The 22,361-nt window shown below is 51.8% G+C and carries 16 protein-coding genes and 2 tRNA genes; 12 read left to right on the top strand and 6 right to left on the bottom strand.

Going from position 1 to position 22,361, the window contains the following annotated elements; all coding sequences use genetic code 11:
• Window positions 1-949: 949 nt before the first annotated feature.
• The gene (locus tag CRO74_RS08425; RefSeq protein ID WP_097125522.1) at window positions 950-3,574 is read right to left on the bottom strand and encodes a DUF7133 domain-containing protein; all 2,625 of its coding nucleotides are present in this window, start codon (window positions 3,572-3,574) and stop codon (window positions 950-952) included.
• A gap of 548 nt (window positions 3,575-4,122) precedes the next feature.
• Window positions 4,123-4,207, bottom strand: a tRNA-Ser gene (locus CRO74_RS08430).
• 177 nt (window positions 4,208-4,384) lie between these two features.
• Here CRO74_RS08430 and purL point away from each other — a divergent pair.
• From purL to CRO74_RS08455, 5 genes are all read left to right on the top strand, one after another.
• Window positions 4,385-6,649: a phosphoribosylformylglycinamidine synthase subunit PurL gene (gene purL, locus CRO74_RS08435; protein WP_097125523.1), complete on the top strand. Its 2,265-nt coding sequence runs from the start codon at window positions 4,385-4,387 to the stop codon at window positions 6,647-6,649.
• A 93-nt stretch (window positions 6,650-6,742) separates the two neighbouring features.
• The gene (locus CRO74_RS08440; protein WP_179830147.1) at window positions 6,743-7,543 is read left to right on the top strand and encodes an inositol monophosphatase family protein; all 801 of its coding nucleotides are present in this window, start codon (window positions 6,743-6,745) and stop codon (window positions 7,541-7,543) included.
• Window positions 7,544-7,625: 82 nt separating this feature from the next.
• Entirely contained in the window at window positions 7,626-8,162 is a 537-nt protein-coding gene (locus CRO74_RS08445) for a YfiT family bacillithiol transferase (RefSeq protein ID WP_097126062.1), read from the top strand.
• An 80-nt stretch (window positions 8,163-8,242) separates the two neighbouring features.
• Window positions 8,243-8,398 carry a FeoB-associated Cys-rich membrane protein gene (locus tag CRO74_RS08450; RefSeq protein ID WP_097125524.1) on the top strand — a complete coding sequence of 52 codons (156 nt, stop codon included), beginning with the start codon at window positions 8,243-8,245 and terminating at the stop codon, window positions 8,396-8,398.
• 51 nt (window positions 8,399-8,449) lie between these two features.
• Window positions 8,450-9,844 carry a DUF4403 family protein gene (locus CRO74_RS08455; protein ID WP_097126063.1) on the top strand — a complete coding sequence of 465 codons (1,395 nt, stop codon included), beginning with the start codon at window positions 8,450-8,452 and terminating at the stop codon, window positions 9,842-9,844.
• A 19-nt stretch (window positions 9,845-9,863) separates the two neighbouring features.
• Here CRO74_RS08455 and CRO74_RS08460 read toward each other — a convergent pair whose 3' ends face one another.
• The 3 genes from CRO74_RS08460 to CRO74_RS08470 form a co-directional block, all read right to left on the bottom strand.
• Window positions 9,864-10,487 carry a DNA-3-methyladenine glycosylase family protein gene (locus CRO74_RS08460; protein WP_097125525.1) on the bottom strand — a complete coding sequence of 208 codons (624 nt, stop codon included), beginning with the start codon at window positions 10,485-10,487 and terminating at the stop codon, window positions 9,864-9,866.
• Between the two features lie 119 nt (window positions 10,488-10,606).
• Window positions 10,607-11,674, bottom strand: coding sequence for a mandelate racemase/muconate lactonizing enzyme family protein (locus CRO74_RS08465; RefSeq protein WP_097125526.1), 1,068 nt, complete (start codon window positions 11,672-11,674; stop codon window positions 10,607-10,609).
• Window positions 11,664-12,728, bottom strand: a complete 1,065-nt coding sequence (locus CRO74_RS08470; protein WP_097125527.1) for an N-acetyltransferase DgcN family protein — start codon at window positions 12,726-12,728, stop codon at window positions 11,664-11,666. Before CRO74_RS08470 ends, CRO74_RS08465 begins: the two co-directional genes overlap by 11 nt.
• A 142-nt stretch (window positions 12,729-12,870) precedes the next feature.
• On the opposite strand from CRO74_RS08470, the gene CRO74_RS08475 reads away from it, so the two are divergent.
• The 4 genes from CRO74_RS08475 (at window position 12,871) to CRO74_RS08490 (ending at window position 19,695) form a co-directional block, all read left to right on the top strand.
• Entirely contained in the window at window positions 12,871-15,417 is a 2,547-nt protein-coding gene (locus tag CRO74_RS08475; protein ID WP_097125528.1) for a serine hydrolase, read from the top strand.
• A 62-nt stretch (window positions 15,418-15,479) separates the two neighbouring features.
• On the top strand, window positions 15,480-16,514 hold the full coding sequence (holA, locus tag CRO74_RS08480) for a DNA polymerase III subunit delta (RefSeq protein WP_097125529.1): 1,035 nt from the start codon (window positions 15,480-15,482) through the stop codon (window positions 16,512-16,514).
• Window positions 16,515-16,659: 145 nt separating this feature from the next.
• Entirely contained in the window at window positions 16,660-19,086 is a 2,427-nt protein-coding gene (locus CRO74_RS08485; protein ID WP_245877785.1) for a TonB-dependent receptor, read from the top strand.
• Window positions 19,087-19,137: 51 nt separating this feature from the next.
• On the top strand, window positions 19,138-19,695 hold the full coding sequence (locus CRO74_RS08490) for a hypothetical protein (protein ID WP_097125531.1): 558 nt from the start codon (window positions 19,138-19,140) through the stop codon (window positions 19,693-19,695).
• 56 nt (window positions 19,696-19,751) lie between these two features.
• Here CRO74_RS08490 and CRO74_RS08495 read toward each other — a convergent pair.
• Window positions 19,752-19,828, bottom strand: a tRNA-Met gene (locus tag CRO74_RS08495).
• Window positions 19,829-19,942: 114 nt separating this feature from the next.
• Between CRO74_RS08495 and CRO74_RS08500 the strand changes: the two genes are divergently transcribed.
• The 3 genes from CRO74_RS08500 (at window position 19,943) to rpsO (ending at window position 22,329) form a co-directional block, all read left to right on the top strand.
• Window positions 19,943-20,335: an START-like domain-containing protein gene (locus CRO74_RS08500; protein ID WP_097125532.1), complete on the top strand. Its 393-nt coding sequence runs from the start codon at window positions 19,943-19,945 to the stop codon at window positions 20,333-20,335.
• A gap of 105 nt (window positions 20,336-20,440) precedes the next feature.
• Window positions 20,441-21,940 (top strand): LptF/LptG family permease, encoded by a 1,500-nt coding sequence (locus CRO74_RS08505; RefSeq protein WP_097125533.1) that lies wholly within the window; start codon window positions 20,441-20,443, stop codon window positions 21,938-21,940.
• A gap of 113 nt (window positions 21,941-22,053) precedes the next feature.
• Complete coding sequence (gene rpsO / locus CRO74_RS08510) at window positions 22,054-22,329, top strand: 30S ribosomal protein S15 (RefSeq protein ID WP_012926579.1); 276 nt, start codon at window positions 22,054-22,056, stop codon at window positions 22,327-22,329.
• Window positions 22,330-22,361 lie beyond the last annotated feature (32 nt).

Below are 22,361 nucleotides of genomic sequence, written 5' to 3' on the forward strand. Positions count from 1 at the left end.
GCAGCAAGCGATACTAAAATCACACCAGCAAGCAACTTCTGGTCTTCTATAGGAAGAGCCAAAAGACCTCATAGTGCTATGTAAACTTACATCGAGCAGGCAGAACCCATCTACAATGTACGTCAACCAGTACCCAATCGTGTCTGTAATTTGTACGGTGTTGTAAGATAAACGACAGCAGATTCGGCTATAGTGAGTAAAACCACTTAGCACGAAATAATCATTTTTTCAATGTAAAAGAAGTAAGCAGCAGCGACTCGAACGCAAACGTGTACCCATCTGTAGACGAACACCATTAAGTCTAATGTAAGATCTTAATGAATACGGAGAGTCTAAAAGGTTAATTTAGAACAGCCGACAGTAAAAGATAGATCACATAAATTGAGATAACAGCTATCAATGTCCAGGGGCCGGGCAATAGCATGAGTGATTTTTTCTTAATATCCATAAGGCTAATTAGTTATAACGGTAGTACAAAGTAAATGAAAAGTTACGAAATTGGAATAACCAATTAGTAAATATAAACGATAGACTACACTTTATATCTAAATGTTAAAAGTAAACAGCATCTTTTGTTTACCAATTGTGCAATAATTATATAAATAAACAATCGATAATGGATTTGTAAAAGTATTAATTAGCAGAGGGTTAAGCCACTTATACAAAGATTGTGAGAAACTATGCATCATGCCAGAATCCAAAAAAGAAAAGTGGATACTGAACTCTCTGGGAATCAGTAAGTGTATTAGATAGTCTAAGATTTTCTTAAGTAGTTTCGCTTATTATCCGGTGTAACTAATTTCGACGTCAACAATTCTGGTAAGTTGGCTTGCCGCGTAAGCTGATCGTGGAGTCAATATTCGGGGTGACTTTTCTAGCATATCGCAACAGAAATAAACCAGAAGTACCCATAATAGGCAAATGTTTGCCTATTATGGGTACTTCTGGTTTATTTCTGTTGCGATAAAAAGGTGATCAGCGAAGCAAACTCGTCGTAAGACAGGGCATTGGCCAAGCCCGTTGGCATCATAGACGAGTCGAGTTCTTTACGGCTCAGTACATCGGCCTTTTTGATGGTGTACACCTGGCCTGTAATGTCGCGCATGACCAGTCGGGTAGCGGATTCTTCCGTAATAAAGCCGGTATAGCTCTTGTTGCCTTTCGCGGTGACCGATACCGAAGCAAAACCCTGCGAAATGGATGCGTTGGGTTTGAGGATGGATTCGGCAATCTGCTCCCGATTCATGATCGATCCAATTTGTCCCATAAACGGCCCTTTCATGGTCTCGCTCTTGGAAAGGCTATGGCAGGCTACACAGCCTTGCTGGGTAAACAGGGTTTTGCCCAGGGCTGCATCGCCCGGTAGTTTGGCCATCGCCAGCATAACATCTTCGATGGACGCTTCACCAACCTGACCCTTTTTACTCCGGATTTTTTCCAGGTCTACTTTATTCTCCTGCTGAACGGCCACCGGCTCTTCTACACCAAACTCGGCAATATCCAGCCGAAGCCGACTGTTCAAATCGGTGAAGAACTGCTTATCCGTGGCTTGCTTCCATTCGGTTAGTAACAGGTCTTTGACGGCCGCAGAGGACTCCCAAACAATCGATTTATAGTAGGGGCCGTGCGTATCCGGGCGGGTGCTCCACCACCAGGAGGCATCGTAAGGAGCTTCCTGCTTATACAAGCGCCCGAGCGTAGTCAGGAGCTGGGTTTTGAGAGTAGCGTCTTTAGTCTGACGATAGGCACTGATCAGCCCATTGACTGCTTCCGGCGTAGGCATGTACCGCAGGGCCCACAGCGCCAGGGTAGCGTTGGGGGAGTTGATCGCCTGCACACAGGCCGCTACGGCGTTTAACTTCACCAGCGATCGAACCGCCAGATGGGCCGGTACCAGCGAGGAGTTGGGGGCAGCGTGCGGGCCTTCGACATCTTTGCCCGGCGCAATAAATGAACTGGGTACGCCGACCTGTAACAAGGTAGTGGCTGCTTCGTTACGCTCCAGACGACCCAGACCGATCAGAGCGGCAACCTGCACCCGATCCGAAGGGTCTTTCACGCCCTGCACAAAAGGCTCCAGGGGTACTTTTTTGACAAAGGGTTTCCGATCGGCCAATGCGCGGAGGGCAAACTCCCGGACGGCCGCATCCTGCGTAAGCTGTACCAGCTTGTCAATTCCCTGCTCGCCGGTAGCCTGGGCGTAGGTGAAGATACCGGCCACCCGGTTTGCCAGGGGCATGTTCTGATCCGATGCCACCTTCCAGGCGGTTTTGGTCGCTTGTTTCCCGGAACGGGTCAGCAACTCCTGCGAGGCATACAAACGCGCCACCGCGCTATTCGACGCCAGCAAAGTTCCAAGTTTTTTGACCGACGCTTTTTTGAGATTCGGGAAAGCCTGATAGGTCCAGTTTTGGGGTACCGCCCGCACAACGTAGCCTTTGTCGGGATTACCCGAGTAGCCCGCCCCATTCCAGGCCGCCAGATACATCCGCCCCGATCCGTCCACATCTACGTCGGTAATCTGCGGGAGTTTAATAAAGGCTTCTTCCTGCTGGGTGAACGTACCTTTATCGGGCGTTACCCGGTGAATGTATAGCTGATTCCGGCCCCAGTCGGCCATCATGGGTACCTGGTTATATTTCTGCGGCCAGGTGGGTTCATCCATAAACAAAGCCCCTGTCCCCGAACCACCCCCAACATCGACCAGTGCTGGTAAGATCTCGTCGGTAAAATGCTTGAACAGCACCGGGTAGCCGTACTCGGCCGACTGGAGCTGATGGCTGAAGCGGATGTTCCAGCCCCCGCCGTCGTTGGTGTTGTCGCGGGTGAAAATGTTCATGTAAGGGTCAATGGCCACATCGTAGATGTTCCGGGTACCATGCGAGAATATCTCCATTTCGGTACCATCGGGTCGTACCCGTACAATCCCGCCCCCCAGCATGGTTAGCTTGTTCCCGGAACGGTCTACCGCATTGTGGAACCCGAAGTCGCCCACGGCAATGTAGATCCAGCCGTCGATACCCATCCGGATACCGTTTGTGGCGTGGTCGACCCCGCGCTCCTGAATGAATTTGACGTTGCTGATGTGTTCGACCAGCGGTTTGGAAGGACCATCGGCCACGCCATCTGCGTTTTTATCGTCAAAGACCACCAGATCCATCCCCGTTGCTTTGCCGGTTTCAGCCGAGAATACGGCGTGCAGCACGAATACCTGATCGCCCAGGGCTATAATTCCCCGTGGGTTATTCACCTTGGCAAAGGTTGTGTGCCGATCTACTTTTCCGTCATTATCCGCATCGACCAGGCGCACAATGGCTCCCATGTCCGGCTTCTTACCAAGCGACCCCTGTTTATCAACACCAACAAATACCTCGCCGGTGGGTGCGACCGCCAAACAAGCCGGGCTGGGTGTCAGATCAGGACCGGTGAAGTTCGTTACCTGCAAATCGGGTGGGTAATCCGGCGCATGGGCCACGGTCTGGGTAACGTCTGTTTTTTTGAGTTGCCCCAGGTTTCCGTCTAATCCAAAACTAAACAGAAACGCGGAGAGGAAGCTTAGCGAAATCTTGAACATGGGTTGACTGTAATTTGTAATTCCTCAATTCGTGGTTGACACTCCACTAAAGCAAAAGATGTGGCTAAATTTAACCAGTTCAAACGGGATTATGTCAGGCAATGCCTCCAGGCAGGTTTGTCTATTCATCCGACGTAACCTGAACTTCGGGACGTAATTTGTTGGCTAACGGCTAGCTTATTTCCGTTTTTCAGGGTGGCTATCGGGGATTGTACTCACTCTGTTTAGCGGTATTCTCCAACTATAAATTCCAATTCATATCATGAACGGGAATTTATACAGAGAGAAATGGTATAAGTCAACGATGTACGGAAGTCTAGTTGTATGAGAAAGGTAGGTAGGGAAATCGGCTGGTTAACGCCGAGTGTTTTCAGTTTTTGCACGTTGAGATGGTGAAAGTAAACCTGCAAGTCCTCCTGCGGTTGCTGAGCTTATTGCCACAAGACCTTCTGGAATTTTTACATTGGGTAGCTGTGCTGTTCTGCCTTTCTTTAGTAGAACTTATTTTACAAAAAAAGTCCCATTCACATCGTGAACGGGACTTTTTGCAGAGAGAGAGGGATTCGAACCCCCGGACCTGTTACAGTCAGTGGTTTTCAAGACCACCGCAATCGACCACTCTGCCATCTCTCTTTCTTGGGTGCAAATATACGAACGTTTTGAGATTTGTCAACCTTTAAAGCCCCATTTCGCCCAAAAACCGTAATTTTGAGGAATGATTTAAAGGGCGAACAAGCAAATTAGTGAACGAGCGAATCCAAACGCCTTCACTACCAGCTCGTTTACTCTTTCACTCTTTCGCTCTGTATAATGGATACCCTCGAATCGCTACCCTCGCTTGAAACCGCCCGCAAACTGGGCCTGCTGCCCGAAGAATTTGACCGTATTGCCGAAATTCTGGGGCGTCGGCCAAATTTTACCGAACTGAGTATCTTTTCGGTGATGTGGTCGGAACACTGTTCGTATAAAAACTCCATCGTCTGGCTTAAAACGCTGCCCCGCGACTCCGACCGGATGCTGGCTAAAGCCGGGGAAGAAAACGCGGGTCTGGTCGATATTGGGGATGGACTGGCCTGTTCGTTCAAGATTGAGTCGCACAACCACCCGTCGGCACTGGAACCTTACCAGGGCGCGGCAACGGGCGTTGGGGGCATCAACCGCGATATTTTTACAATGGGCGCCCGGCCCATTGCCCAACTGAACTCCCTGCGCTTTGGCGATCTGACGCTGCCTAAAACCCGGCGGCTGCTGCGCGGTGTTGTTAAAGGCATTGGCGACTATGGTAATGCTTTCGGTATACCAACCGTTGGCGGAGAGCTGTATTTCGATGAGTGCTACAATACCAATCCGCTGGTCAACGCGTTCTCGGCGGGTATCGTTGAGATAGGGAAATCGGCGAAAGCAACCAGTTTTGGCGTAGGTAACCCCGTATTTATCGTTGGCTCGGCAACGGGTAAAGACGGTATTCACGGCGCTACGTTTGCCTCGGAAGATATTTCGGCCGCATCGACCGATAAGCTCCCGGCTGTACAGGTGGGTGATCCGTTCATGGAGAAACTCCTGCTCGAAGCCAGTCTCGAAATCATCGAAACGGGTTATGTGATCGGTATTCAGGATATGGGTGCCGCCGGGATCATCTGCTCAACGTCTGAAATGAGCGCCAAAGGTGAGCACGGTATGATCATCGACCTCGATAAAGTGCCAACCCGTCAGCCCAACATGGCCCCCTTTGAAATTCTGCTGTCGGAGTCGCAGGAGCGGATGCTGGTGGTCATCGAGAAAGGTAAAGAACATATTATCCAGGGTATTTTCGACAAGTGGGACCTTAACTGCGCCCAGATTGGCGAAGTGACGGCCAAAGGAGAGAACGACCTCGGCCGTCTGCATTTCTACCGCAACGGCGAACTCGTGGCCGATGTGCCTGCTTACGACCTCGTGCTGGGTGGCGGTGCGCCGGTATACCACCGGGAATACAAAGAACCCGCTTATATAAAGGAGTTCGCCAAGTTCGACATTTCCGATGTGGACGACATCGAACTGGACGACATCCGGGAAATTGCCGAGCATCTGCTGTCGCACCCAAACATTTGTTCGCGCAAATGGGTGTATGAGCAGTACGATTCCATGGTGGGTACCGGCAACCGCAGCACTAACGCGCCGTCTGATGCGGCTGTGGTGCGGGTGAAAGGCCCCGGCATTCCGGCAACGGAGAAATCCATCGTGATCACGGTCGACTGCAACAGCCGGTACGTGAACGCCAACCCGCGTCAGGGTGCCATGATTGCCGTTGCCGAAGCCTGCCGCAACATCGTTTGCAGCGGGGGCGAGCCGCTCGCCGTGACTAACAACCTAAACTTCGGGAATCCGTACGTGCCGGAAGTCTACTGGCACTTTGTAGAGGCTGTGCAGGGAATGGGCGAAGCCTGCCGCCGGTTCAGCACCCCCGTAACGGGCGGTAACGTGAGTTTTTACAACCAGAGCTCCGACGATGGCCCGGTCTTCCCGACGCCAACCATTGGCATGCTTGGTCTGATGGAAAATCCGGCTCACCAAATGACTCTCGACTTTAAAAATGAAGGGGATCTGATCTACCTCATCGGCCAGTCGGCCAACGATATTGCTTCCTCAGAATACCTGTATTCGTACCTCGACATCAAAGCATCGCCCGCTCCTTATTTTGAGTTTGATGACGAATGGCACGTTCAGGAAGGCATCAAAACCATGAACCGGAAAGGCTGGATTCTGTCGGCGCACGATATATCGGACGGTGGTTTATTCGTTACGCTGGCTGAGTCGGCAATGGCGGGTAACAAAGGTTTCGAGATCGTGTCGGACGACCGGCATCGGCTGGATTCGTTCCTGTTCGGCGAAAGCCAGAGCCGCGTTGTGGTAACGGTCTCGCCCGAACATCAGAAGACCGTTGAAGGTTACCTGCACGATACCATCATGCCGTTTATGCTGCTGGGAACGGTAACAGCTGCATCGCCCGCGTTTGTCGTTGATAATACAACGGTGATGACTCTGACCGAAGCAAAAGATTTATACGACAACGCATTAGGCAAGATAATGGCATAAAAGTGGGATGGTGAGCCAATCGCCGACACAGACGGATTAATGTCTGCGCCAGCGATTAGCTCACCATTTTTTTATACTACAATACAACTTGATATGGCAATTGATTTAGCTGCGGTTACCCGCGAGATTTGTACCATCGCTACGGATGCAGGGGCTTTCTTGTTACAGGAGCGAAGCCGTTTCCAGCGTGATGCCATCGAATATAAAGGACTGAACAACCTGGTTTCCTACGTCGATAAAGAAACCGAAAAGCAGCTGGTTGAGAAACTGAGCAAGCTGCTTCCCGAAGCCGGGTTCATCACCGAAGAAGGAACCACCGGACAGGAAGCCGATCAGTCGGCCCTGAACTGGATCATCGACCCACTCGACGGAACCGCCAACTTCATCCATGATCTGCCGGTTTTTTCGGTGAGTATTGGCCTGGCTCAGGGAAACACACCCATAGCCGGTGTGATTTATGACCCTAACCGTAACGAGTGTTTTTCGGCCTGGCAGGGTGGAGGAGCGTTTTGCAATGAGAAGCCCATTTTCGTATCGCCTGCTACCCAACTGGGTGAGAGCCTGATTGCTACCGGATTTCCGTATTACACCTTCGATAAAATGCAGCCCTACCTCCGTATCCTGGAGTCGCTGATGCAGCAAACCCACGGCCTGCGCCGGATGGGGTCGGCCGCTATCGATCTGGCGTATGTAGCCTGCGGTCGTTTCGACGCCTTTTACGAATACAACCTCAACTCCTGGGACATGGCCGCCGGGGTACTGCTCGTTCGCGAAGCGGGTGGGCTGGTCACTGATTTTGAGGGGGGCGACGCCTTCCTGTTCCGGGGTGATGTAATTGCCGGTAGTGGCGTCCACCCGGAGCTGATCAAAGTGATTCAGGAGTACTGGGCCTGAAGTACCAGTACTCCTATTATTTGGTTTCTGGCAAGGATTTACCTCTTTCGACACAGTTATTTTGTGAAGCATGATCAGTCCTATGAGCGATTTACAAAACTTAAAATATCCGATTGGCGATTTTACCTATGGTCGGTCGTTTACAGCCGAAGAAACAAAACAACACATCCGGGAAATCGATCAGATGCCCTTCAAACTGACGGAACTCGTTGGTAAATGGGGGGATGACCGGCTCGATACACCGTACCGACCGGAGGGCTGGACGATCCGTCAACTGGTGCATCATATTGCCGATAGCCACATCAACGCGTATGTCCGTACTAAACTTGCCCTTACGGAGTCGAACCCGACCATTTCGCCTTACGAAGAAGGGGAGTGGGCCAGGTTACCCGATTCAACACTTGATATTGCGCCGTCGCTGGTCATACTCCGGAATCTGCACCACCGCTGGGTAACGGTACTGGAATCACTCACCGATACGGACCTGGCCCGTACCTATTTTCACCCCGGTAGCCAACGGACATTCATCCTCTCGGAGGTGATTGCCATGTATGCGTGGCATGGTGAACATCACTACCAGCACACTTACCGACTGGCCGAACGGAACGGATGGGTGTAAAAAGATGTATGATATATGATGTACTACCAGACGCCCTATATCCTACATCATATATCATACATCCTACATCTTTTACTCCCATGCAGGAACTTATCATTTTTTTGATTTTTGCCGTTGCTGTTGGTTATCTGGGCAACCGGGCTTACCGGAGTTTCTCGGCGAAAAAAGCGGGCTGCGGCAAAGGATGCGGCTGTGCGACCGACGCCAGTACATCGGTTAGGACTGCCGAAAAATGAATATTGGATTTTGCGGATAACATTTTTAAAATACGGTTGTTTGTTGAGCAAATGAATACTCAGCGAATAACCGTATTTCTCACTATACTCCTTTTTGTTTTTAGTCTGGAAGCGTGCAAACACGTTCGTCCGGACGCGCCGGTTCAGGAAGAATTTGAACCACCAATCACGGAGCCCGTCTCCTACATGGCGGGTAATCTCACCTTCAACATCCGGGATTTAGAAGCCAAGATCAATAAGTCACTAAAGAAGACCCTTGTTCCGGAAGAGACCTTCGAAGGACGTAAAGGCGAAGCCTGGCGGTTTCGGGTAGAACGTACCGGCCCCGTTCGCATTCGGTACGCCAATCGAAAAGTCTATTTCTCGGCTCCGCTGGAGGTATGGTATACGAACCCAATTGGCCTGCGAAAAAGTGCCAAACGAAAGAGTCGAACGCTCTGTGCACTTTCTGTAACGTTTAACAGTCCCGTTGGCGTTGGCACACAGTGGCGGCTGGCCACAAGATCCAGGTTCGAAAACTACCAATGGATTAAAGAACCCAAAGTTCAATTGCTCGGAATAAAGCTCAATGTAAAAGGTATCGCCGAAAAAATACTCGATAAACGCAAAGCCGACATCGAAAAGGCCATCGACAAAGCCGTGTTCGACGGTCTGCGTCTCGACCGGGAGGTGAGTAAAGTCTGGCGTGACATGCAGAACCCACTGCGCATTGCCAAAGTGCCCGAAAATTTCTGGCTGCTTCCCAAACCGTTCAGCATTGCGGTGGCACCCGTTTATGGCAATAAGGAGCAAATTACGGTACCCATTCAGATTGCCTTCCGGGTCAAAACGCATCTGGGGCCAAAGCCGATGGTTGACAGTTTAATTATGCTACCCCGACTATTACGCCGAAACAGTCTGCCCGATTCGGCCCGTATCGAGGTGCTGGCGTTTATTCCTTATTCGGATGTCAATGCGGTACTAGCCCGCACGCTGGCGAAGCAGAAGCTGGCACTGGCCGGTGGAAATATAACCATCAAAAGCGTATCCGTGTACGGAAACGGGCGTAAGCTTATTCTGAAGGCGGATGTGGGCGGCAAAGTGAAAGGGTCGCTGTTCTTTCATGGAGATCCGGAGTACGATACCCTCACCAACACCCTGCGGATGAACGAGGTCGATTTTGATGTCGACACCAAAGAGCGGTTGTTCGCTACCGCCGACTGGCTATTGCACGACCACCTCCGCGACACCATTCAGGCAGCTATGGTTATTCCACTTCGTCAGCAGATTTCGTCCATTCCCGACAAAATTGAAACCGCTTTCGCGAATGCCAAAGTGGGGCAGAAAACAGCGTTGAACATCGACACGTTTCGGCTGATACCCCAGCGAATCGTGGTCCGGTCGGATGGTATTCAGGTGTTGATCAAGGTGAAATCGAAGGTGGCCGTTAAAGTCAAACGGTTTTGATTTGCCAGCGTCTTCCTCTTTATTTTGACTGCCATCGCCAGAGGTAGCGGCTCGCGGTGGTGCGGTAAGGTCGCCAGGGTTCGGCTATTTCAAGCAGCGTTTTATACAACGTTTTTCCGGTAAGTCCGTCCGTCTGTTCAGGATAAGCCCTAATCATCCGCTGCCGGATAACCAGATCGTCGATCGGGAAAATGTCGGGTCTGTCCAGAACAAACATGAGCAACATCTCGACTGTCCACCGCCCAACTCCTTTGATGGGGAGCAGGTACTGCACAATTTCTTCGTCCGTCAGGGCATCAAGGTGAGCCCGGTCGATGGGTTTTTCCAGTGAAAACTCCGCTACACTTTGCAGGTACTTGATTTTCTGAAACGATAAGCCCGCGCTGCGCAGCTCGTCGGTGGTTTTCAGCAGCAGCGCATCCGCCTGAGGGTAATTGTCCGGAAACAGCGCCCGAAACCGGCCGAAGATCGCATCGGCGGCTTTCACCGAAATTTGCTGCGACACAATGCTTTCGAGCAACGCCAGATACACATCGCTGGCGTAGTCGTTGAAGATCTTGGGCGCAGGTGTTTCCGCCATGATCCGGGCCATGACCGGGTCCTGAGCCAGATGCATCAGGGCGGGGGAATTGATTTCCGTCATCTCAAAAAAAGTAAACTACTTCTGTATGTAGATTTATTGAACACAGAGATGCAGAGAGCACAGGGTTTAAATCAGTAGTATAATTTCTGTGCCCTCTGCGTTTAACCAGCTGAAGATTACTACAATCGTAGTAGGCCTAGACCGGGGCCACCGGTGGGGCGCATGTAGCCATCTTCGACGGTGAAGCCGCCCGAAACGACGTCTTCTGCCAGGTCGAAACTCCCGTCGAGGTCGAGGTATCGGGTGTTTGGACAGGCGAAGGCCGCATGCAGGGCGGCCGTTATACTGATGCGGCTTTCGTCGTTACATCCCCAGAACAGGGCAATATCGACCGGTCGGGCAATGTTTGCGATTTGAATAGCCGATCGGATACCGCCACACTTCATCAATTTGATGTTGAAGATACCAAAAGGCTGGGGCTGCTGGGAGAGTTTAATGGCTGCTTCCGGATCTTTTAAGGATTCATCGGCCGCCAGCAGGCAACGGGCATCATCCGGCAAGCCAAGAAGTTCATGTTCCTGACCAACCGGCAGTGGCTGCTCAATCAGTTCGATATTCAGGGATTTCGTATGTATCAGAAATCGCGTTAATTCCGCTAAGGAATAGCCCTGATTGGCATCGACGCGAATGATTAGTGATTGGCCAAAGGTTTCGCGGAGTTTTACAATTCGCTCGATGTCTTCGTCAACCTGCACGCCCGTCTTCACCTTAAGCACCCGGAAGCCCTGCTGTACATAAGCAGCCGCTTCGGTCAGGGTGTCGGCGGTGTTCATGATGCCGATGGTCACGGACGTGGGCAGGGTGCGGATGGTTCGGCCGTAAAACTGCACAACAGGAATCCCTAAGTATTGAGCAAAAGCGTCATGAATGGCAATGTCCAGCGCAGCCAGGGTGCCGGGTGCCTGCGGAAACTGAGCCCGGGCATCGTCGATCAGTTCGTGCAGAGAGCGGATATCCCGGCCAATCAGACTCGTCATCCAGTCACTTTGCAAATTAAGATGCGTTTGTTCCGGCGTTTCGCCAACCACGTCCGGGTCGGGGTTGGCCGCGCCCAGGCCAACCAGCCCATTTTCCAGTTCCAGTTCAACAAAAACGTTTTCTACCGCCGACGTTGTCTGATAGGCAATGGTATACGGTTTGGTCAGGGCCAGGTCCCGGCGATAAGTGCGGATGGCGTTAATGCGCATGGGCCATGGACGTTAGGGCATGAATGATGGGTAAAATGGGTTCTACGCCTTCTTCCAGCGGCAACAGTACCGGAATACCCAGCCGCCCGGCATATTCCTCCTGAAAGGCGAAGGCATCCTCCCTGGAGCATCCTTCCGTGTTCAGGGCGAGGGCAATGACCGTCGACCCGTAACACCCGATCAGGGCAATTTCTGACTCGACCGACGGTATTTCTCCCCAGGCCGGTAGATGGTCGTAATACGTACGTTTGGGCGCGTGAACCAGAACTACATGCCGCGCATTGCCCGAAACCAGAAATTCCGAGCCGCAGGGGCCGCTGGGATTACGCAGTGAAGCCTGCCCCTCAATAAGTAGTACATCGGCCCCCGTTTCCCGCCAGCATGACACCAGCGCGTGTTCCAGCTCGCCCGACACGAAATCGTTGAGGGTCGAGTCGAAGATGAACCCGTACCGGACGCCCTGTAGCCAGCCGGTTTGCCCGGTATAAATCATCTGGGCATTGATCTGTTGTCGCTCGCAGGCTTCCCGGATCAGGCGGGTGGTGGTGCGTTTCCCCAGGGCACAGTCCGTGCCCATAATGGCTATAATAGGGGCCGTTACCTGATTGATCTCGCCTGTCCAGAAATGCAGCTCGTGCCGGGGCTTTGGTCGCCGGACATCGATTAATTGAGCTCCCGACTGCTGGGCCAGCGCCACCAGTTCAGGCTTATCGTTTAGAAATTCGTGGAGTCCGTTAACGATGGAAAGGCCCTGTTGAAGGCAAAGTTTGATGTCGGCCAGCATGTTTTCCGGCAAAACACCCCCGTTGGTCGCCACCGCAACGATGGCGTAGGAAACGGCAGGCAGATGGGTAAGTGCTTCGGTAACCGAAGAAAAAATGGGTATGTTGCGGTTGGTGCCGTCGAGTATAGCTCCCGCATCCTGTCCGGCTGTTGGGGCGTCGACTACACCGGCAACGGTGTACCGCTCGGTGCCCCGGATAAGGCCGTGAGCCGTTTTGGCATCGGTCGTCGTGAAAAGGCCATCAGTAAGCAGTATAGCTTTATTAGTCATGTAAGGGTAGGATCATTTGCCGGTTAAAAGTAGATTTTTATTCTTGAAATTGATTTGATTGCCAAACGATAGGGGACAATTTCCTGAAAATTGAAATAATATTCTTATCCTGTGCCCACATTCTGCTTAAACTTCACCTGATATGCCGCTCATTGCCCGCTGCCTTACACCACTTGGTTTCCTTTTGTACTTAGCTGCTTTATCCCTTCAGGCGCAACCTACCGACCGGCTGTTGCCCGGTCGCCTGAAAACGCTCGATTCCACCCTGACGTACCTTCACGAACGGGCGTTGTTCAATGGGGTCGTTCTGGTTGCCGAAAAAGGGACGGTCCGCTACCGGAAAGCATTTGGCACGGCCAGCATCGCCACCCATGAACCCTTGTCAACGAGTTCAGCTTTCAATCTGGCGTCGATCTCGAAGCAATTCGTTGCCCTGATGATCATGCAGTTGCAGGAACGGGGAAAGCTCCGCTATGACGAAACCGTTCGGACCTATCTACCCGATTTTCCCTACGACACCATTACCGTTCGGCATCTGCTGACCCATACATCCGGCCTTTCGGAGTACGATGGCCTGATGCAACGGTATTCCGGGCCGCTCGATACGCTCACAAACGGGGGGATGATGCAGTTGCTGCGTCAGCATAAACCACCGCTGTTGTTCAGGCCCGGTACGCAGTGGGCATACTCCAATACCGGTTATGTGTTGCTGGGATCAATCATTAGCACCCTGGCGGGTATGCCCGTGGAGCAGTTCCTGGATCAGCAGATTGTAAAACCCCTTAAGCTGAAAAATACGTACGCCTATTATCTTAACAGCCAGACCAGACCCCACAACCGGGTGTATGGATTTGGGCGGGAGAATGGCAAAAACGTCATGAATGACCTTATTCGGCTGGATGGTGTCATTGGCGATGGGAATATCTATTCGTCTGCAGACGATTTGCTGACATGGGAACAGGCGCTGGCAACGGAAAAGCTGGTTAGGAAACAGACGATGCAGGAGGCATTCAAGCCAGTGGAATTGACCGGTAACCGCACCTATCCGTATGGCTTCGGCTGGTTTATTGAAGACGGCGGGAGCATACTGGCGCATACCGGTAGCTGGGTTGGCTTTCTGAACGTAATCGTCCGGTACGTCGATAAAAAACAAACGCTGATTGTGCTTAGCAACAGTAGCGAGGGAACAGCCCGGCGGGTGGCCCGCGACATTCTGGAAGGTAAACCCCTGACGTTGCCCCAAACGAAACTCATCACGAACGTTCGGCTTGTGGATGGCACAGGCACTCCAGCCCGGAAATCGGCTGTTCGGCTTCGGAACGACCGAATCTGGGAAATGGGTAACCTGACGCCTTTCCCGAACGAGCCCGTTACCGACGGACAGGGCCTGGTGCTGGCACCAGGATTTATCGATAGCCACAGCCACCATGTGTCGGGTCTGAGTCGCCAGCCCGATGCACCCGCCCTGGTGAGTCAGGGGATAACAACTCTGGTGTCGGGGCAGGATGGTGGAAGCTGGGCGATGGATACTCTACAGGCTCAGTTGACGCGGCAACCCGTAGCGGTCAATATAGCGAGCTATACGGGACAGGCTACGCTACGGCAGCAGGTAATGGGGGTCAATGGGCTGTACCGAACGGCAAAACCCGACGAAGTTACCCGGATGAAAGCTATTTTGCGAACTGAACTGGCCAAAGGGTCGCTGGGGTTATCGACCGGACTGGAGTACGAATCCGCCTTTTTTTCCAGCCGCGACGAGGTGATCCAACTGGCACAGGTTGCGGCCGATTCGGGTGGACGGTACATGAGCCACATCCGAAGTGAGGATATTTCACTGGACGATGCCGTGGATGAAATCATTCAGATCGGGCGATTGACGAAAATGCCTGTACAGATTTCTCACCTTAAAATCGCGCTTCGGGACAAATGGGGGCAGTCGGCCCGCATTCTGGCCCAACTCGAACGCGCCCGCGCCGAGGGGATAAACATCACTGCCGACTGTTATCCGTACGATTACTGGAACTCGACGCTGCGGGTGCTCTTCCCGAAGCGGGATTACACCAACGCGACCAGCGCTGAATTTGCCGTTACCCAGCTCTTCGATCCAATGCAGTCGGTATTGGTTCGCTTTGCGCCAAATCCGGTTTATGCCGAAAAAACGGTTGGCGAAGTAGCGGCTCTGCGTCGTGAAAAACCGGCTCAAACGCTGATGGCCCTGATTGGCGAAGCGTCGAACTACGCAAAAAACAACCCCGACGCCGACGGTATAGAAGCCATTATGGGAAAGTCGATGGATGAACCCGATGTCGCTAATTTTCTGGCCTGGCCGCACACAAACATCTGTTCCGATGGGGCAAATGACGGGCACCCGCGCGGGTATGGTGCGTTTACCCGCGTATTGGGGCGTTATGTGCGCGACCAGAAAATCATACCCCTCGAAACGGCCATCCAGAAAATGACCAGCCTCACAGCCGAACACCTCGGCCTGGTCGATAGAGGATTGATTGCCCCCGGCTATTTTGCCGACCTGGTACTATTGAATCCGGATAGCGTGCAGGACAATGCCCGTATCGGCAGCAACAAAGCGCTGTCGAGCGGCATCGAATCTGTTTGGGTGGCCGGGCAGCTTGTGTATCAGGGACAAAAAACGACCGGTGCACATCCGGGCGTTTTAATTCGGCGGAAGTGACCGGAGATCGTTAATTTTGTCCGTAATACCGATTACCAAGTCCCGTAAACCGAATACGCATTTTGATCCCTGCTGTTGACGCCCTGTTAAAAGACATCCGAAATAAGCGGATTGCCCCTGTTTACCTGATTCATGGGGACGAGCCCTATTACCTCGATCGTATTGCCGAAGAACTGGAAAAAGTGGCCGTGCCCGTTGCCGAGCGTGGGTTCAATCAATTTGTTCTCTTCGGAAAAGAGACCGATGCCGGCGCTGTACTGAACTACGCCCGGCGGTATCCGTTCATGGCGGAACGCCAGTTGGTGCTCGTTAAAGAAGCCCAGCAACTGAACGGCATCAACGACAAGTCGACCCAGACCCTGTTTGAAGATTACGCCCTGAACCCCCTTCCAAGCACGATCCTGATGCTGTGCTACGTAAAGGAAGACGGGAAGCCGGGCCTCGACGAGCGGAAAGCCTGGGTAAAAGCCTTCGGCGCGAAGGGTAAACTGCTGGGCGTCAAAAAACTGTACGACAACAAAATCCCGGATTGGGTAGGGGAGTACTGCCGGGAGCAGGGTGCCAAAGTTAGCCCGAAAGCCTGCCAGCTTCTGGCCGACCACATCGGAAATGACCTTAAACGGCTGGCGGGTGAAATCGATAAAATCCTGATAAACCTCCATGTCGGGGAAGAAATATCCGCAGCCACCGTGGAGCGGCTGGTGGGTATCAGTAAAGAGTACAACGTCTTTGAACTCCAGAAAGCCCTCGTCCAACGCGACGTGCTAAAGGCCAATCAAATCGTCGATTATTTCGGCCGTAATCCCAAAGACAATCCATTAGTGGTTATTCTGGCGCAGTTATTCGGGTATTTCAGCAAAGTGATTCTGGTACAGGCGTCAAAAGATCAGACCGATAAAGGCCTGGCTCCGCTGTTGGGTGTCAACCCGTTTTTCGTTAAAGATTACCTCTCGGCCGCCCGCACATTCCCCCTTCCCAAAGTGGCCGCCATTATCAGTGCCATCCGCCGGGCCGACGCCCGCAGTAAAGGCATCGACTCACCAACCATGAATGAAAGCGATATTCTTCGGGAGTTGGTGTTCGACGTGCTGCATTGACGTTGAAGTGGTACGGGATAGCAGGATGCTGTCCCGTACCACTTCAACGTCAATTTTCATCGTGTAAAAACAAGCTCATTAGGTACTGTCATCTGTTTTTTCTAATATTGCAACGTTGTTGCATAAATGAAGCTGTGTATTCTACATGATGCGCACAAGCGGACAGATGGGTGGTATAACGAGAATTGGTTTAGTGGTAGTCTTATCGGTAGCGGTATATTCGTGGAGTTGGGCGCAGACTATTACCTGCACGAGCGTGCTAAAAGGACAAATTCTGGGGCAGGACAACCGCCAGCCGCTCGTTGGGGCAACCCTTTACGTTCGGGAGTTAAAAACGGGTGCCGTTTCTGATTCAGCGGGTTATTTTCAACTCGGTCAGCTTTGTTCGGGTACGTACACGATCGACTACCAGTTTATTGGTTATAAAACCATCACACAGTCAATCGTTATAAAGCAGGAACCACTGGTTATCCTGAATACGGTTTCACTGGTCCCTGACAATAAAACCTTACAGGAGGTTGTCGTGACCGAACACCGGTCCGAAGCTCAGCAACTGCTACAAACGCAGGTGAGTTTGTCGGGGGCGGCTCTCGACCAGACGAGGGGGCAATCACTGGGCGAGAGCTTGAAGGCACTTACCGGATTGTACTCCATTCAAACCGGCCCCAGTATCTCGAAACCGGTCATTCACGGACTGTATAGCAATCGAATCATTATTCTGAATAACGGCATCCGGCAGGAAGACCAGCAATGGGGGACTGAACACGCCCCACAGGTCGATCAGTTTCTGGCGTCCCGGCTAACGGTGATCAAAGGAGCAGCCAGCATTCGCTACGGGTCCGACGCTATTGGGGGCGTTATATTGGTAGAACCCAGCGCCATGCCCACGCAGCCGGGTATTCGGGCCGAGGTGAATCTGGTTGGCGCGACGAACGGGCGAATGGGCGTCGTTTCGGGTATGGTAGAAGGGGCCTTCGATCGGAAACTTACCGGATTGAGCTGGCGATTGCAGGGAACCCTGAAACGGTCAGGCTACGTCAAAACGCCGAACTATTACCTGGAAAATACCAGCTACCACGAAAACAACTTTTCCGGCGATCTGCATTACGATCACAAAAACTTCGGTATCGAGTTGTTTTACAGTCAGTTCGATACGAAAGTAGGGCTGTTTACGGGTGCTCAGGTGGGTAGTCTGGCCGATCTGTACACGGCCATCAGTCGGCCGGAGCCGCTGGTGAAGCCGGACTTTTCCTATTCGCTGGACCGACCGTATCAGGCGGTTCAGCATGATTTGTTCAAAGGGCGTGCGCATCTGCATTTGCCAAAAGGAGGCACCCTAACCGCAACGGTTGCCCGGCAGCAAAATACCCGCCGGGAGTATGATTACGTGTCGTTTAGCGGGATAACGACGCCCGAACTGTACCTGAAATTAGTTACCCATACCGCCGATCTGGTCTGGGAGCATGCACCGATCAGGACCCAATCGGGTGGTCAGGTGGGTCAATGGTCGGGAAGTGTGGGGTTTAACGGAATCACGCAGGGCAACGTGCGGCAGTACCTGTTCCTGATCCCTAATTTCCGAAATTACGGAGCCGGGTTATTTGCCATAGAGCGCTACGCGGTGGGTCGCCTGACGCTGGAGGGCGGGTTACGCTATGACTACCGATGGTTACGGGCCTACTTCCTCGATGAAGTTACCAGGAAGACCTATTACACAACCCACAACTGGCAAAACGCCAACGGGTCGCTGGGCATAGCGTACCAGCTTCGGCCCGAGCTAACCCTGACCGGAAACCTGAGCACTGCCTGGCGGGCTCCCAATGTCGCTGATTTATATTCCAACGGACTGCATCAGAGTGCCGTTGCCTACGAGCGGGGGAACCCCAACTTACGGCCTGAACAGGCGTTGAACAGTAATCTGGTGCTAGCCTATGTCGGCAAACGGCTAAGTGGCGAGATTGGTGTATATTCTAATCGGATCGATAATTACATCTACCTCAAGCCCGATTCGGTACCCGTTGTCCGGCAGCGGGGCGCTTTCCCCTCCTACACGTACGATCAGGTGCGGGCTACGTTTCGGGGTGTCGATGCTTCCCTGACGTACAAGTTTACGGAACAGTTGGCCTTTACGACGAAAAATTCGCTCTTATTCGCCTACAACAAAACGGATCGCGATTACCTGGTTTTTATTCCGCCCAACCGCTCCGACAATAGTTTACGATATGACTGGTCCCGGTGGGGAAAACTGGCCAAGCCCTATGTGTCGGTAACCGGATTGTACGTGGCCCGGCAAAACAGAGCCCCATCCGTTACCACCCGGCAGGAAAACGGGGCGGTCATCTTTACCGGCGATTTCGCCCCGCCACCCCCTGCCTATTTTCTGTTGGGGGCTGAGGTTGGTTTTCAGACTCAACTGGGAAAGCAGCCACTCAGTGTTATCCTGAGTGGTACCAACCTTGCCAATGTGGCCTACCGCGATTACCTGAACCGCTTCCGGTATTTCGCCGACGAGCCCGGTCGTAATATCCTGCTCAAAGTAAAACTGCCGCTGGCGTTTCCCAAAAGGACGTAACCCAATTCAATTGCTTATCAACAACCTGTATTCCAATAAATCTCAACTACCATGATGTACACCCGGAAGCCATTCATGTTTATCGCTTTCCTTACTCTCCTTGCCGGAGCCTGCAAAAATGACGAAGCGAACGTAGCCCCAACAGACGATAACGAGGCTATTACGACCGTCACACTCACGCTCACCAACAAAGCGGTGCCCACCGAAATCGTCACCGCAACGATTGACAACCTCAACACCACCGCCGACTTCAGCAAGGCAACCCTGAATTTGAAAGCCAACACCACCTACACGGGTGTCGTGACACTGCTGGATAAAACGAAAACCCCCGCGCTCGATGCGACGGCGGAGATCCGGGAGAAAGCAAATGAGCACCTGTTTGTCTATACCCCCAGCACAGGGCTAAGCCTGACCGTTACCCTGACTGATCGAGACACCAATCCGGCACCGGGGCCGTACCCCATTGGCCTTGCCACTGAAATGAAGACCGGTGCAGCCAGTTCCGGCAAACTGAAACTAGTCTTACGCCATCAGCCCGACACCAAGAACGGAACCGCCACACCCGGCACGTCTGATTTGGATACGGACTTTACGATTGCGATTCAATAACCTGAAGCGGAATGCAAAAAAAAGACCTGATTCGTATAGAATCAGGTCTTTTTTCGTGGTAGCGGGGAGCAGGATCGAACTGCCGACCTTAGGGTTATGAATCCTACGCTCTAACCATCTGAGCTACCCCGCCGTTTCGTTTCACAAAAGTAAGGAAAATTCGGCTCCGCGCAAATAAAGCCGTTGACTTTCGCAAAAAAAATCGTTTACCTTTGCCAAGTACCCTTTTTTCCTAAGCATATACATTATGGAGAAATTTAAGTTTATTACTGAATACGAACTTCGGGCATCTCCCAAAATGCTGTTCCCCTATATCAGCACGGCTTCCGGTCTATCGCAATGGTTTGCCAGCAAGGTAAATACCATGCCGGAGCAGCGGTTTGATTTTCAGTGGGACAACGAAAGCCACATAGCGCGGCAGGTTTCCATGCGGCAGAACAAAGGGGTGCGATTTGAGTTCCTCGATACCGATGAAGATGGCAGTGATAATAACTACGTAGATTTTCGGGTCGACCAGAGCGAATTGACGCAATCCACCTTTCTGCGGGTAACCGACTATTCAAATACGACCGATCCGGAAGAGCTTCAGGACCTCTGGGACGGGCTAATGGATAAGCTCAAAGAGATCGTTGGCAGTTAAAAAAAGTTAAGGAAGGCTGATGATGGAACCGCAAAGGTGTTCCCGTACGTATACATAGGTAGCCAGTATCCTGAATCGTCGGGGCCGTTCGTTCGGTACAGCAGCATGAAGAAAATAGATAAACTAGTACTAGGCTCTTTTTGGGGGCCGTTTTTTTTAACCCTGGGCGTCGTCATCTTTATCTTCCTGATGCGACTCCTGATGTTTTATATCGACGAGTTCGTTTCCAAAGACCTCGACCTGGCTACGTTTGGCCGTCTGCTCTTCTATTTTTCCCTGTTGACAATCCCAACGGCTCTGCCGCTGGCCGTACTGTTGTCTTCATTAATGACGTTTGGTAATCTGGGCGAATTCTTTGAACTCACCGCCCTCAAAAGCGCCGGTATTTCTCTTACCCGCGCCATGCGTCCGCTGCTGATCGTGGCCGTTGGCATCAGCGCGTTTTCGTTCTGGTTCAACAACTCGGTCGCCCCCTGGGCCAACCTTAAGGGATACAGCCTACTCTACGATATTAAAACTGCCAAAGCTACCTTAAACCTGAAGGAAGGCATTTTTTACAATGACCTGCCAGGCTACAGCATTAAAGTTGACCGTAAACTAAAAGCCGAAAAAGGAAGTACGACCGGCGATCTTCTCAAAGGGCTGGTTATTTATAAGCACCCCACCAGTGGACTGGAGTCGGGTAACCGCGAAATAATCCTGGCCGACTCCGGTCGTATGTATACGGACAAAGACCGAACTTACCTTGTTTTTCAGCTTTTTAACGGCAACGATTACCAGGAATATTCCGATAACAGCATCAGTTACGCCAGTAGCGGGCCAACACCACAGGGTGCCCAGTTTATGCGGAATGGGTTTAAGGATTATAAACTCGTAATTAGTCTGGAGTCATTCGGGATTAAACGAACCGATGAAAATCAGTTCGAATACCACGAATACATGAAAGACCTGAAGCAACTCTCGGCCCTGACTGATTCGTTGCGGAAAGATTACACCAATACCAGCCTGAGCGTGGCCGGAAACTCCCGGCAATATTATAACTATCAGTTTAAATCCGACGTTATCCTGAAGCAGAAAGTGCTAAAGGATGGGAAGTGGGTCGACTCACTGCTGGCTGCTTACAAAATACCCCAGCATGAACTGGCGCAAATCGCCCTGAATCAGGCTCAGAATATTTTGTCGTACTCTACCTCGAACGTTACCTACCTCACCGAAAAAGAAAAAAACGTCTGGCGCTACCAGTTAGAAAGTCACCATAAATTTACGCAGGCCATTTCTGTCTTCGTTATGTTTTTGATTGGCGCGTCGATGGGGGCCATTATCAAGAAAGGTGGTTTTGGTTTACCAGTGCTCATTGCCATCGTCTTCTTCATTTTCCTGTATATATTGACCATCGCGGGCGATAAGTATGCTAAAGACGGTCTGCTCTGGGTGCCCATTGGTGCCTGGCTGGCGAACATCGTCCTGTTTCCGTTTGGCCTGTTGTTAATGCAGCGTGCCCGGCACGATTCCCGCCTATTCGATAAAGATGTGTACATCATTGCCTGGGAGCGGCTCAAAAAGCGATTCGACAAACGGAATACGTTAGTGAGGAGTGAGGAGTGAGGAGTGGTGCTCCGGCACCTATCAGTCGAAACTTGCCATTTACTATATTTATCGACACTTTTTGCTATCTTTGCACCCGAATTCATTTTATTAATCAAATTAGCTGTCTGAAGATGTATCTAACGACCGAAAAAAAGCAGGAGATCTTCTCCACCTCGGGCCATGCCAAAAGTGCAACGGACACCGGGTCGGCCGAATCCCAGATCGCGCTGTTCACTTACCGGATCAGTCATTTAACTGAGCACCTGAAAGTTCACAAGCACGATTACGGCACACAACTGGGTCTGTTGAAATTAGTTGGTAAGCGTCGTCGCCTGCTGAACTACTTACTTAAAAAGGATATCACGCGGTACCGGGCCATCCTGGCTGCGCTGGGACTCCGGAAGTAATTGGGTCACCCCAAAAAAGGGAATCTACCACA

It is taken from the genome of Spirosoma fluviale, from assembly GCF_900230225.1.
Lineage (GTDB): Bacteria > Bacteroidota > Bacteroidia > Cytophagales > Spirosomataceae > Spirosoma > Spirosoma fluviale.